9 protein-coding genes are annotated in these 12,876 nt (G+C 66.3%); 7 read left to right on the top strand and 2 right to left on the bottom strand.

Features of this window, described 5'->3' with window-relative positions:
* Nucleotides 1–182: 182 nt before the first annotated feature.
* From Q9Q79_RS05750 to Q9Q79_RS05740, 3 genes are all read left to right on the top strand, one after another.
* Nucleotides 183–725 carry a hypothetical protein gene (locus tag Q9Q79_RS05750; protein ID WP_236672424.1) on the top strand — a complete coding sequence of 181 codons (543 nt, stop codon included), beginning with the start codon at nucleotides 183–185 and terminating at the stop codon, nucleotides 723–725.
* Between the two features lie 91 nt (nucleotides 726–816).
* On the top strand, nucleotides 817–1,965 hold the full coding sequence (locus Q9Q79_RS05745) for a heparan-alpha-glucosaminide N-acetyltransferase domain-containing protein (protein WP_111196865.1): 1,149 nt from the start codon (nucleotides 817–819) through the stop codon (nucleotides 1,963–1,965).
* 79 nt (nucleotides 1,966–2,044) lie between these two features.
* The gene (locus Q9Q79_RS05740; RefSeq protein ID WP_111196867.1) at nucleotides 2,045–3,799 is read left to right on the top strand and encodes an oligopeptide:H+ symporter; all 1,755 of its coding nucleotides are present in this window, start codon (nucleotides 2,045–2,047) and stop codon (nucleotides 3,797–3,799) included.
* A gap of 54 nt (nucleotides 3,800–3,853) precedes the next feature.
* Here Q9Q79_RS05740 and Q9Q79_RS05735 read toward each other — a convergent pair whose 3' ends face one another.
* Together Q9Q79_RS05735 and Q9Q79_RS05730 are read right to left on the bottom strand one after the other, a co-directional pair.
* Nucleotides 3,854–5,821: a prolyl oligopeptidase family serine peptidase gene (locus Q9Q79_RS05735; protein ID WP_099498125.1), complete on the bottom strand. Its 1,968-nt coding sequence runs from the start codon at nucleotides 5,819–5,821 to the stop codon at nucleotides 3,854–3,856.
* Between the two features lie 167 nt (nucleotides 5,822–5,988).
* Nucleotides 5,989–6,624, bottom strand: a complete 636-nt coding sequence (locus Q9Q79_RS05730; RefSeq protein ID WP_005408523.1) for a LysE family transporter — start codon at nucleotides 6,622–6,624, stop codon at nucleotides 5,989–5,991.
* Between the two features lie 138 nt (nucleotides 6,625–6,762).
* On the opposite strand from Q9Q79_RS05730, the gene Q9Q79_RS05725 reads away from it, so the two are divergent.
* The 4 genes from Q9Q79_RS05725 to Q9Q79_RS05710 all read left to right on the top strand — a co-directional run bounded on the left by Q9Q79_RS05725 (nucleotide 6,763) and on the right by Q9Q79_RS05710 (nucleotide 12,749).
* Nucleotides 6,763–7,668, top strand: coding sequence for a LysR family transcriptional regulator ArgP (locus Q9Q79_RS05725; RefSeq protein ID WP_005412604.1), 906 nt, complete (start codon nucleotides 6,763–6,765; stop codon nucleotides 7,666–7,668).
* Between the two features lie 169 nt (nucleotides 7,669–7,837).
* Nucleotides 7,838–8,284 (top strand): GNAT family N-acetyltransferase, encoded by a 447-nt coding sequence (locus tag Q9Q79_RS05720; RefSeq protein ID WP_165710260.1) that lies wholly within the window; start codon nucleotides 7,838–7,840, stop codon nucleotides 8,282–8,284.
* 229 nt (nucleotides 8,285–8,513) lie between these two features.
* Entirely contained in the window at nucleotides 8,514–10,202 is a 1,689-nt protein-coding gene (mqo, locus tag Q9Q79_RS05715) for a malate dehydrogenase (quinone) (RefSeq protein WP_087802937.1), read from the top strand.
* Nucleotides 10,203–10,556: 354 nt separating this feature from the next.
* On the top strand, nucleotides 10,557–12,749 hold the full coding sequence (locus Q9Q79_RS05710; RefSeq protein WP_076738855.1) for a TonB-dependent siderophore receptor: 2,193 nt from the start codon (nucleotides 10,557–10,559) through the stop codon (nucleotides 12,747–12,749).
* Nucleotides 12,750–12,876 lie beyond the last annotated feature (127 nt).

The raw sequence follows: 12,876 nt of genomic DNA, 5'->3' as shown, positions 1-12,876 counted from the left end.
AGATAGTCGCTTCTGGCCAAACTCGGCCAACGCATCAAGCGCATGGGGCACATCCCGGACGGCTGCCGGGCCTCGCGGTCTCTTTGTCCTGCAGGGGCCCGGCCAACCAGTACTGCAGCATCCCAGCCATCATCGTTTGAAGTGCCTCAACGCCCCTTGCATCGTGTTCATGATCTGAACCGATGACGCTGAGCCGCCCGATGAACACCCCACTGCGGATCCGCCCGATCAAATCACCGGTCGTGGCTGTCGTGGCCCTGATCTGCCTGATGCCGCTTTGCGATTACGCATCTGCCTGGAGCCGCATTGGCGCAGTCGAGATCACCGACCACGCCGGTAAACCTTGTTTCGGACTACCCAGGAAAGAGCGCAAGCGTATCGGTAAAACTCCGGAGGTGTTTGGTGTGGAGGTGCATGACGCAATTACTCCACCGCTGCGGCGGCAATGGTCGTTCTACTTTGCCCATCCCGCATCAATCCCACTTCCACCCGGAGCCTGCGTGGTCTACGGAGAAGTGCCAGCCAACGCCATTTCAAGGCAGACGGCGATGCCGCTGCAGCCCGGACGCCTGTACGATGTTTCGCTGTCGGCCACCAGGACCGGCGCCACGCAACACCACAGCGCCCGATTCTGCTTGAAGGCCAACCCCGACGGGAGCCTGCGAGCGATCCAGGTCCACTACGACGAGGCGCTGGGCTGGAGCCCCTCGGTTTGCCTGCCCTGAGCCGACGCGCGCGCTCGTCGGAACCGCCCAGCACACGCTGGAAAGACGCAATTGTAATGTTATATCCTGTCACGCCGACCGAACCTCGCACGTGGCCCCTTCCCCCGCTACCCGCCTGGCCTCCATCGACCAGCTGCGCGGCACCGTGATGCTGTTGATGTTGCTCGACCACGTGCGCGAGACCTTCTTCCTGCAGCACCAGGTGAGCGACCCGATGGACGCGGCGACGGTCTCCCCCGCGCTGTTCGCCTGCCGTCTGCTGGCCCACCTGTGCGCACCCGTGTTCGTCCTGTTGACCGGCCTGTCGGCCTGGCTGTACGGCCAGCGCCAGGCGGATCCGCGCCGGGCCACGGCCGCGTTCCTGCTCAAGCGCGGGCTGTTCCTGGTCGTGCTGGAACTGACCCTGGTGAATTTCGCCTGGACCTTCCAGCTGCCGCCGGAAACCCTGTACCTGCAGGTGATCTGGGCCATCGGGCTGAGCATGATCGCGCTGGCCGGGCTGCTTTGGCTGCCATGCCCGGCCCTGCTGGTGCTGGCAATCGCGGTGGTGGCCGGGCACAACCTGTTCGACGGCTTGCGGGTGCAAGGCGATGGCCTGCTGGCGGTGCTGTGGAAAGTGCTGCACCAGCGCGACTGGATCGAGGCCGGCGCGCTGCGCCTGCGCACCTCCTATCCGGTGCTGCCGTGGATCGGGGTGATCGCCCTGGGTTATCTGATGGGGCCATGGTTCGCCCGCGAGCGCGACCCGACGCAGCGCCAGCACTGGCTGCTGTGGGCAGGCGTCGGTGCGCTGGCCATGTTCGCCTTACTGCGGTTCGCCAACGAGTACGGGGATGCCCCTTGGCAGTACCAGACCACAGCACTGCGCACCTGGCTGAGCATCCTCAACATCACCAAGTACCCGCCGTCGCTGCAGTTCCTGCTGTTGACCCTGGGCGTAGGGCTGTTGCTGCTGCGCCTATACGAATGGCCGCCACTGGCGCGTGCGCTGCGCCCGCTGGCCGATATCGGCGCCGCGCCGATGTTCTTCTACCTGCTGCACCTGTATGTGCTGAAGGCGCTGTACCTGGGCGCGCTCGCGGCCTGGGGGCCGACCCATGGCGAGTTGTATGCCCTGGATTCGGTCAGCGGCCTGCTGCTGGTGGCCTGTGCGCTGGCGGTGGTGCTGTACCCGCCGACCCGGGCATTCGCGCGGTTCAAGGCGCGAAGGCGTGACCTGGCGTGGTTGCGGTACCTGTGATCGCCCAGGCCAGTCCGGCAATCCACGCATGGCGTGGATCTACTGAAAGCGGATCAGGCCACAGGCCTATAATTCCGCGATGAATTCCACCGCTATCGCTTCCGACGACTTCCTGGGCCACCCCAAAGGCGTCTACGTCTGCTTCTTCACCGAAATGTGGGAGCGCTTCTCCTTCTACGGCATGAAGGCGCTGTTGCTGCTGTACCTGACCAAGTACCACCTGTTCGGCGACAAGGCCGGCCTGGACCTGCTCGGCGCCTACGGTGGCCTGGTGTACTGCATCCCTGTATTCGGCGGCATGCTGGCCGACCGCTGGCTGGGCATGCGCCGGGCCGTGCTGTTCGGCGGCATCCTGCTGGTACTCGGCCACCTCGGCATGGCCTTCGAAGGCCACGCTGCGTACCGGGTGAACGGCGACGTGGTGCGCGACACCTCGGCACTGGCGGTGACCTACCTGTCGCTGGCGCTGATCATCATGGGCGTCGGCTTCCTCAAGCCGAACATCTCCACCATTGTCGGCAAGCTGTACGCCAAGGACGATCCGCGCCGCGATTCGGGTTTCTCGCTGTTCTACGCCGGCATCAACCTGGGCGCGCTGTTCTCATCGCTGGTGTGCGGCTTCCTCGGCGAGGCCTACGGCTGGAAGTACGGTTTCGGTGCGGCCGGCATCGGCATGCTGGCCGGCCTGGCAATGTTCCTGTGGGGCCAGAAGTACCTGCAGGGCCACGCCGAGCCGCCGCAACCGGCGGCGTTGAAGCAGAAGGTGCTGGGCCTGCCGCGCGAATGGCTCATCTATCTGTGCGCGGTGCTCGGTGTGTTGCCGGTGGCGTGGCTGATGTGGGCGGCCGGCAACGGCGCGTTCGCGCTGGGCGGTGAAATCAGCCTGGCACTGATGTTGATGGTGGTGGTGCTGGGCGGCGTGCTGGTCTGGTTCGCCTGGTTCACCGGCAGCAAGTGCACGCCGGTACAGCGCCAGCAGATGATCGCGCTGATGGTGCTGATCTTCATGGCGCTGGTGTTCTTCACCATGTACGAGCAGTCCTACGGCTCGTGGGTGACCTTCACCGACCGGCTGCTGACCAAGGACATCGTGCCCTCGCTGGTGATCACCGGCGGTACGCCGCTGCCGTGGTCGATCCTCTCACTGCTGCTGGCACCGCTGGGCTTCGTGGTCAGCGCGCGGTTGTCCGAGCGTCGTCCGGGTTCGGCTGCGCCGCGCACGTTCTTCGCCGCCATCGTCGTGCTGATGCTGGTGCTGCTGGTGCGCGACTGCCTGGTGATTCCGCAGACCGCTGGCTCGCTCACCTATCTCGGCGGCCTGTTCCTGGTGCTGCTGGCACCGGCCTTCGCCGCGCTGTGGACGTGGATGGACCGCCGCGGTTGGGAACCAGGCAAGCCGGTGAAGTCGGCCTGGGGCCTGGTGATCGGCGCACTGTCGTTCGTGCCGCTGGCACTGGCCGCGCAGCAGGTCGGCGCTACCGGCGAGATGGCCAGCGTGTGGTGGCTGGTGCTGGCCTACTTCCTGCTGGCCAGCGGCGAGATGTGCCTGTCGCCGGTCGGCCTGTCGGCGGTGACCCAGTTGGCCGTGCCGCGGGTGATGAGCCTGATGATGGGCACCTGGTTCCTGGCCACCGCCTTCTCGGAGACGCTGGCCGCGCTGTTCGGCAAGCTGGCCGCGATCGAGGTGCCGGAAGGCGAATCGCTGGACATGGTGGCCGCCGCCGGTGCCTATGCGCACCTGTTCTGGCTGCTGATGTGGATCGGCCTGGGCTGTGCGCTGGCCGCTTTCATTGCCGCGCCACTGTTGAAGAAGATGATGCACGGGGTGAAGTAAGCCCACGCACAGGCAGGAACCGGGGCGCCGGTTGGATCATCCGCCGCCGTTGCGTTACGGCGCCCTGCCCTTGCCGTCCGCAGCCGCAGTCGTGGCGGTCTTGCCACCCAGGCTGCGCGACAGGAACGCCAGCAGCTTGCCGTAGTACTCGCTGCGATGGGCCTGGGTATAGAAGCCGTGCCCTTCGGTCTTGTAGTACAGGCTTTCCACCGGCGTACCGGCACGCTTGAGCGCCGCTTCCATGCGCTCGGTGTGCTGGATCGGGGCGCGCTTGTCCTGACCACCGGCCGCCAGGAACACCGGCACCCTGATCCGCTCGGCCAGGTTGACCGGCGAGACCGCACCCAGCGTGGCCGGATCACCCAGCCACTCGCGCAGGTAGCTCATTCCGGAATCGCGGTCCTGGATATCGCCGCCAGTAAACATCAGCGGCAGGTCGTAGACGCCCACATAGCCGGCCGCGCACTGGTACAGCCCCGGTTCGCGCGCGGCGCCCATCATCGCCGAGTAGGCGCCGTAGCTGGCACCGTAGATGCAGATGCGCCGGGCATCGGCGATGCCTTCGCTGATCGCCCAGCGCGTCGCGTCGGTCACGTCGTCCTGCATCGCGCGCCCCCACTGTTTCAGTGCTGCCCGGCTGTGCGCACGGCCGTAGTTGCCCGAGCCGCGGAAATTGATCTGCAGCACGGCGTAGCCGGCAGCGGCCAGCAACTGGTTCTCGTGGTCGAAACCGCCGTTGTCGAATATCCCGATCGGCCCACCATGCGGCACCACCACCATCGGCAGGTCACGGCCAGTGCTGCCATGCGGGACTGTCAGGAATCCATGGAGCTCCAGCCCGTCACGCGCCTTCAGCAGGACCGGCCGCACCGACGCAGTGGTCTCCGGATCAATCCATTCGCTGCGCGCCATCAGGAAGCGTGCCTGGTTGCGGTCGCGGTCGTAGAGGTAGAACTCGCCCGGATTTGAACCGGACCCGGTTTCCACCAGCAGCCGGCGACCGTCGCGGGTACTGGAGGTGATGAATACTGCACGCCCGGGGAAGGCCGCCTCCAGGCTGCGGTACAACCGTGCCTCGTCCGAGCTTTCGTCGAAGAACCGGGTATGCGGCGTGTTTCCCAGGAACAGCGCACCGACCGGCACGGTGCTGCCCGGGCTGCGGATCAGTCGTGCCGGATCGACAACCTCATCGCGCAGCACGACCTTGCGCTCCTGCGTGGCCGGGTTCCAGCTGACGATGGCATCGGGGCCGCTGGGCTGCTCGCTGAGCAGGTAGGCCAGCTGGCCGTCGGCGGAAAAGCCCAGCGCCGCCTCGCTGCGACCACTCCGTTTCTCATCGTTGACCAGCGCCCAGTCGCCACCGTTGCGGTGGTAGAGCCGATGGACGTTGTCAGTACCGGCGCCCTGTACGAAACGTACGTCGCCGCGGGCATCCACCACATAGGAGGCACCCGGCATCGGCGCGCGGGCCAGCAGCCGCTGCTTGCCGCTTGCCAGTTCCAGCTGGGCCGCATAACCGTTGGCATCCAGCCGCGATCCGCCTACTGCGATGACCACGTGCGCATCGTCGCCAGGCAGGGCGTCACTGAGGAACGCCGCGGCCGACGTCCGGTACTTGGGCCGCACGCGCAGGCCAAGGTCGCGGTAGCCCACCAGTAGTTCCGGTCGTCCGGTGCGTGCATCCAGTGTCAGCAGCTCGCCGGTGGCCCACGGCGCATCGCGGGTACCGAACTTCTGCGCCAGACCGAACATCACCTGATCGTTGTTGACCCAGTGCAGGCCGAAGACATGCGAATTGAGTGGTGGGCGCAGGTTGCCCACCGGCGTGTTGTCGTCCGTACGAAGGATGATCACAGCGGTGAAGCCGTCCGCAGGCACGGTCGCGGCCAGATAATCGCCCCCGGGAGACAGCATGACATCGCCGAACTTGTCCGCTCGCACATAGGCGCCCAGATCGATCGCAGCAGCGGTTCCACACCACAATCCCGCCACGACGATGGCGGCCAGCCAGCGCTTGTGCATCCTTCTCTCCCCCTGCCTGGACCCCTTGTCCCGGCTGGCCGATTCTAGGCAGGCCAGTGCCCGGCCCGCCAGTGGCGTACAAAAAACGACGGCACCGTTGCCGGTGCCGTCGTTACCACTACCTTGGAGAGAGAGTCAGGACGTGGGTTCGGGGGGCGTGCGCCGGGTCAGTGGACCCCGCGCACCGCCAACGTGAGGGCCAGGATGCTGAGGATCACCGCGATGGTGCCGTCGAGCACGCGCCAGGTGCTGGGCTTGGTGAACAGCGGCGCCAGCAGGCGCGCGCCCAGGCCCTGCGCGGTCAGCCACAGGCAACTGGCGGTGACCACACCGGCAGCGAAGGCCATGCGGGCGTTGCCGAAGTTCTCGGCGATCGAACCGATCACCATCATGTCCAGCCAGAAGTGCGGGTTGATCAGCGAGAAACCGACCGCCGCCATCAGCACTGCGCGGCGGCTGCCGTCGTCGCTGTCAGCCTCGCCCATGCCGCCGCCACCGGCGATCGCGCGGCGCGCCGACTTCATCGCGTACCAGGCCAGGAACGCCACGCCCGTCCACAGCACGGCGGTGGTCAGCCACGGCAGCGCCGAAGTGAGCGTGCGCAGGCCGGCCACGCTGGCAAAGATGAAGATCGCATCGATGGCCGCACAGGTGGCGACCACCGGCACAATGTGCTTGCGCAGGATGCCCTGGCGCAGGATGAAGGCGCTCTGGGCGCCGACCACGGCGAACAGGCCGATGCCGGTAGCTGCACCAGAGAACCAGGCACCGAGGCCGGTGCTGGCGGAGATGACCGAGAACATGGGATTCACTGCCTTTACTTGCTTGGGGGGACGGTGCCTCGCGAAGGCGGACAGCACCGGAACGGGCGCCATTGTCGCGCCGCAACATGAAAAAGACGAGCTAAACTTCCTAAACCAACATTAGCGAAACTTAATTCGATGCGTATCGACCATGCCCAGCTGCGTGCCCTGGCCGCAGTGATCCGCGAAGGCAGCTTCGACCGCGCCGCGCAGTCGCTGAATGTCACCCCGTCCGCCATCTCGCAGCGGGTCAAGGCGCTGGAGGACCGGATCGGCCGGCTGCTGGTCAAGCGCGGCACCCCGGCCACCGCCACCGCCGAGGGGCAGTTGCTGGTGCAGCTGGCCGAGCAGACCGCCCTGCTCGAGCACGATGCGCTGCACCGGATGGGCCTGGCCGACGAGGACCTGCCACAGGCCAGCATCCCGGTGGCGGTGAACCACGACAGCCTGGAAACCTGGTTCCCGCAGGCGGCCTACCAGTTCGCGCAGACCACCGGCACTACGCTGGACCTGCGCGTGGAAGACCAGGACCACACCGTCGAACTGCTGCGCCAGGGCACGGTGCTGGGTGCGGTGACCACCCTGGACGAGCCGGTGCAGGGCTGCCAGATCCATGCACTGGGCAGCATCCGCTACGCGGCCACCTGTACACCCGAATTCCGCGAGCGTCATTTCGCCAAAGGTGTGACCGCGCAGGCGCTGGCGCAGGCCCCGGTGCTGGTGTTCAACCGCAAGGACGACATGCAGTCGCGCTTCGCCCGGCGCATGGCCGGCGACGACCTGCCCAGCACCGCGCCGACCTGGTGGATTCCGTCCACGCGCGCCTTCGTGCAGGCCAACCTTGGCGGCATGGGCTGGACGATGAATCCGTTGCCGCTGGTCAAGCGGCACCTGGACGCGGGCCGCCTGGTCTACGTGCGCCAGCGCGCGTGGGAAGACGTGCCGCTGTACTGGCAGCATTGGAAGGGAGACGTGCAGACCATGGCCCTGCTGACCCGCGCGGTGCTGGATGCCTCCTCCGCGCTGATCCGGCGCAAGCGCTGAAAAGGGGACGGAGGGGATTAAGTCGTATAAGGCCCAAGCGACACATCGGGCAAAGACGACTTAATCCCCTCCGTCCCCTTTTTGCTCCATCCAATCTCCATCAACCCTCCACACCGGGTCCATGCGTGATGCGGATACTGGCGGGCCAATCACTACAAGGGTGTCCTGTATGCCGATAGCCGTGCGCGATGCGCGCCCCGAAGATGCCGCCGCCTGCATCGACCTGCGCGGGCGCACCCGCGAAAACGCCTTCAGCGCCGCGCAGTTGGCAGAGCTGGGCATCACCGAGGACAGCTGGGCGGCCGGCATCGCCCAGGGCGATTCGATCGGCCGCGTCGCCTGGGAGGGCGAGCGCATGGCCGGATACTGCTTCGCCGACCGCGACAGCGGCGAGGTGCTGGTGCTGGCCCTGCTGCCCGAGTATGAAGGCCGCGGCCTCGGTCGGCAGCTGCTGCAGGACGTGGTCAGCCTGACCCGCGATGCCGGCCACCAACGCCTGTTCCTGGCCTGTTCGGCCGACCCACGCTCGCGCTCGCATGGCTTCTACCGGCGCCTGGGCTGGCGCCCGACCGGGCAGGTCGACGAGGCCGGTGACGAGATTCTTGAGCTGGTCTGAGTGAAGCTGTCGCCAGGGATGGCCTGACGCTGGCAAGGCTTCGTTCGCCGGGTATCACCCGGCGCTAGCGGGTGAGGATGGCGCGAAACGCCGGATGCTGCGTTGCATCAAAAACAGACCGGATCCGGTTAGAATCGCATATGGATGCTGCAAGGCGTTGTTTCTTCACGCCCTTTCCCTGTCCCACGCGCATCCTGACCCCTTCCCCTCCGCCAACGATCCCGCCCCCATGAAGAAATTTGGCAAGGCTCTTCTCGCCCTGCTCGTGCTGCTGTTGCTGGCCGCCGCGCTGTTCCTGTACTGGCCGCTGACCCAGCGCTCGGTGCCCGCCGCCAGCAACGACAAGCCCGTCGACGTTGTGCTGGTCGGCGCCGGCATCATGAGCATCACCCTGGCCACCTACCTGCAGGAACTGCAGCCGGACTGGAACATCCAGGTCTACGAACGCCTCGACGGCGTCGCCGGTGAAAGCTCCGACGGCTGGAACAACGCCGGCACCGGCCACTCGGCCTTCGCCGAACTGAACTACACCCCGGAACTGCCCGACGGCAGCATCGAGACCAAGCGCGCGGTCGGCATCGCCGAATCGTTCGAGGTCTCGCGCCAGTTCTGGTCGCACCAGGTGAAGGAAGGCCGGCTGAGCCAGCCCAGCGACTTCATCAACCCGACCCCGCACATGAGCTTCGTCTGGGGCGATGACAACATCGCCTACCTGCACAAGCGCCAGCAGGCCCTGGTGAAGAATCCGCTGTTCTACGGCATGCAGTACTCCGAGGATCCGGCCCAGATCAAGCAGTGGGCCCCGCTGCTGATGGAAGGCCGTGACCCGAAGCAGAAGGTTGCCGCGACCTGGATGCCGCTGGGCACCGACGTCAATTTCGGCGTGATCACCCGCCAGCTGACCGCCGGCCTGCAGCGCAGCCCGAACTTCAGCCTGCACCTCAACCACGAAGTGAGCGCGCTGCGGCAGAACGCCGACAAGAGCTGGAACGTGACGGTGAAGGACCTCAAGGCCGGCACCGAGTCCACCACCCACGCCCGCTTCGTGTTCATCGGTGCCGGTGGCGCTGCACTGAAGCTGCTGCAGATGTCCGGCATTCCGGAATCGAAGGACTACGCCGGCTTCCCGGTCGGTGGCCAGTTCCTCGCCTTCCAGGGCCAGGACGTGACCTCGCGCCACGGCGTGAAGGCCTACGGCATGGCCGAGACCGGCTCGCCGCCGATGTCGGTGCCGCACCTGGATGCGCGCAAGCTGGACGGCAAGCCGGTGGTCCTGTTCGGGCCGTTCGCGCTGTACAGCACCAAGTTCCTCAAGCACGGTTCGTGGTGGGACCTGTACTCGTCGGTGAACCACAACAACGTCGGCCCGATGCTGGAAGTGGGCAAGGACAACCTGGACCTGGTGCAGTACCTGATGGGCCAGGCGCGCCTGAACGATGCCGACCGCCAGGCCGAGCTGGTCAAGTACTTCCCCACTGCCAAGCCGGGTGACTGGAAGCTGGTCACCGCCGGCCAGCGCGTGCAGATCATCAAGCGTGATCCGCTGAAGGGCCCGGTGCTGCAGTTCGGTACCGAGATCGTGACCGACAAGGACCACACCATCGCCGCCCTGCTCGGCGCTTCGCCGGGTGCGTCGACCTCGCCGCCGATCATGCTGGACCTGATGGCCAAGGCCTTCCCGGACCAGATGAAGGCCGGCTGGGAAGCCCGCCTGCGCGAGATCGTGCCGTCGTACGGGCGCAAGCTCAACGACAGCGCCGCGCTGGTCAACGAGATCCGTACGCTGACCAGCCAGACCCTGCATCTGCCGTATCTGGAGGTGCCGGTGGATGCGAACGCGGCATCGCCTGCTGCGGCTGCAGTGCCGGCAGCGGCCAAGGAAAAGCGCAACGCCAACGAGGAACTGCAGGCGCTGTAAGCCCGCAGTTTGCTTTCGATGGAGACGGACGGCCACCTTCGGGTGGCCGTTTGTTTTTGTGCGAAATGGGTCGGATTCCTCCCGCACGGGAGGGCTCTGACCTGCACCTGGCCGCCGATGATGGGGTCAGAGCCCATTGCCTGCGGCGACGGGATCCGACCCCGGCCCGCCACTGCTCTGCGCCGGAAAGTCCCTGCGAATGACGCGAATTGTAATGTTGTTAAGAATTATTTACATTTGCGTCCTGTGCAGTGATCGCACCTCCCCAGATGGACCTGACCGTGCCCGAAGCCGCCGCCCCGGGTGCTGGACGACTGTTGCCGCCCTTCCCCGCTTCCGAGCCTCGAGCCCACCATGTCCCTGATCCTCCGTAACCGCCTGCCCCGCCGCGCGTTGCTGCCGGCTGCCCTGCTTTCGTCGCTGACCCTGCTGGCCGCGCCCAGCGCGTTCGCCGCCGCCGATGGCACTGCCGATGCCAAGACCCTGGACAGGGTCAGCGTCCGCGCCGAACAGTCCGCACCACCGTCGAGCACCACGCGCCTGCCGATCACCCTGCAGGAGACCCCGCAGTCCGCCACCGCCATCAGCCTGCAGCGCCTGCAGGACGAATCACTGTTCAGCATCAACGATGTGATGCGCAATGTAACCGGCGTGAGCGTGTCCTTCTATGACACGCAGCGCCCGCTGTACTACGCGCGCGGCTTCGCCATCACCGACTTCCAGGTCGATGGCATTCCCACCTACAGCGGCTCCACCAACCAGGAGTACGACACCGCCTTCTACGACCGTATCGAAGTGATCCGCGGCGCCAACGGCCTGCTCAGCGGCGCCGGCGTGCCGTCGGCCACGGTCAACCTGCTGCGCAAGCGCCCGGGCAAGGAATTCGATGCGTCGTTCGCGGTCAGCGCCGGCAGCTGGGACTACCGTCGCATGGAGGCCGACGTGACCGCGCCACTGACCGCCGACGGCCGCTTCCGCAGCCGCGTGGTCGCCGCCTACACCGATCGTGGCCTGTATTACGACCGCTACGACGAGAACAAGATGGCCGGCATGGCGGTGCTGGAAGGCGACGTCACCGACAGCACCACGATCACCCTCGGTTACCAGAGCCAGGACAACAACCCCACCGGCTCGACCTGGGGCACCGTGCCGTTCTTCGACAACCAGGGCCATTTCGCGCACTTGCCGCGCTCGACCAACCTGTCGCCGAAATGGAGCTACTGGAAGCGCGAGAGCAACACCGCCTTCGCCAACCTGGAACAGCGTTTCGGCGACAACTGGCTGTTGAAGATCAACACCGCCTATACCCGTGGCAACGTGCAGAACGTGCGCCTGTACGGCACCGGCAACCCGGACCCGGTGACCGGCGCGGGCATCTACCTGCGCGCGGCCGCCGGTGATTCGAAGGACACCCGCCGCAATGTCGATGCCTACCTGACCGGCAGTTTCGATCTGTTCGGCCGCGACCACGACGTGACCCTCGGCGCACAGTGGTCGGACCTGGAAGGCACGACGAATACCCTGGCACTGAACTTCCCGAGCGACTGGGCGCGCTGCGGCGGCGAGCGCTGCTACTACATTCCCAACGTGTACAACTGGAACGGCGACATCTCCGAGGTGACCTACCGCCGCACCGGCGCGCGCCGCGTGGCCAAGACCACGCAGAGTGGCGTCTACCTGGCCACCCGCCTGCGCCTGGCCGATCCGCTGTCGCTGATTGCCGGCGCACGCCTGAGCCGCTGGGAAACCCTCACCCGCTCCTACAACGCCGCTGGCGCCTACACCGGCACCAGCGGCGCGTACAAGGTGAGCGATGAAGTCACTCCCTACGTGGGCCTGGTCTACGACATCACCCCGAACGTGTCGGCCTATGCCAGTTACACCGAGATCTTCAACCCGCAGAACTTCAAGGACCGCAACGAGAACCTGCTGGCACCGGTGCAGGGTTCGAACCTGGAAGCGGGCATCAAGACCCAGTGGCTGGACGGCCGCCTGACCGCCAACGCCGCCGTGTTCGAGGCCAAGCAGGACAACTACGCCGTGCGCGACATGGGCGTGCCGGAAGGTTCGCTGAGCGATGGCACCTCCGCCTACATCGGCGTCAACGGCACCAAGGCACGCGGCTGGGAAGTGGACGTCAACGGCGAGATCCTGCCGGGCTGGACGGTCAATGCCGGCTACACCCACGTCAAGGTCACCCGCGCGGCTACCGACCTGCTGTACGCCAACCCGCCGAAGGATCTGTTGCAGCTCAACACGCAGCTGCAGCTGCGCGGTGCGCTGGAACGCCTGAGCGTTGGCGGTGGCGTGCAGTGGCAGAGCAAGGTGCAGGGCTACAACATCGCCTATCCGCTGGGCGGCACGGTGACGGTGAACCAGCCGGCCTACATGCTGGTGCAGTTCAATGCCAACTACCGCATCAGCGACAGCTGGACCGCAACGCTGAGCGTGCGCAACGCACTGGACAAGACCTACTGGGCGAATCTGGACTACAACAACTACGGCGAACCGCGCTTCGTGTCGGCCAGCCTGCGCTGGAAGTTCTGAGCAAGCCGCGAACCGGTGGGTGCCTGCTGGGTGCCGACCGTTGGTCGGCACGCCCTCCGCCACGACCCACGGTCGTGGCCTACCTGAATGGGCCCGCCTCCGCGCGGGCCCTTCCTTTTGCTGCACT

Source organism: Stenotrophomonas sp. a6, assembly GCF_030913325.1.
Classification (GTDB): domain Bacteria; phylum Pseudomonadota; class Gammaproteobacteria; order Xanthomonadales; family Xanthomonadaceae; genus Stenotrophomonas; species Stenotrophomonas maltophilia.
Note: the sequence above shows the minus strand (reverse complement) of the source record. Positions and strands in the feature narration are given on the sequence as shown.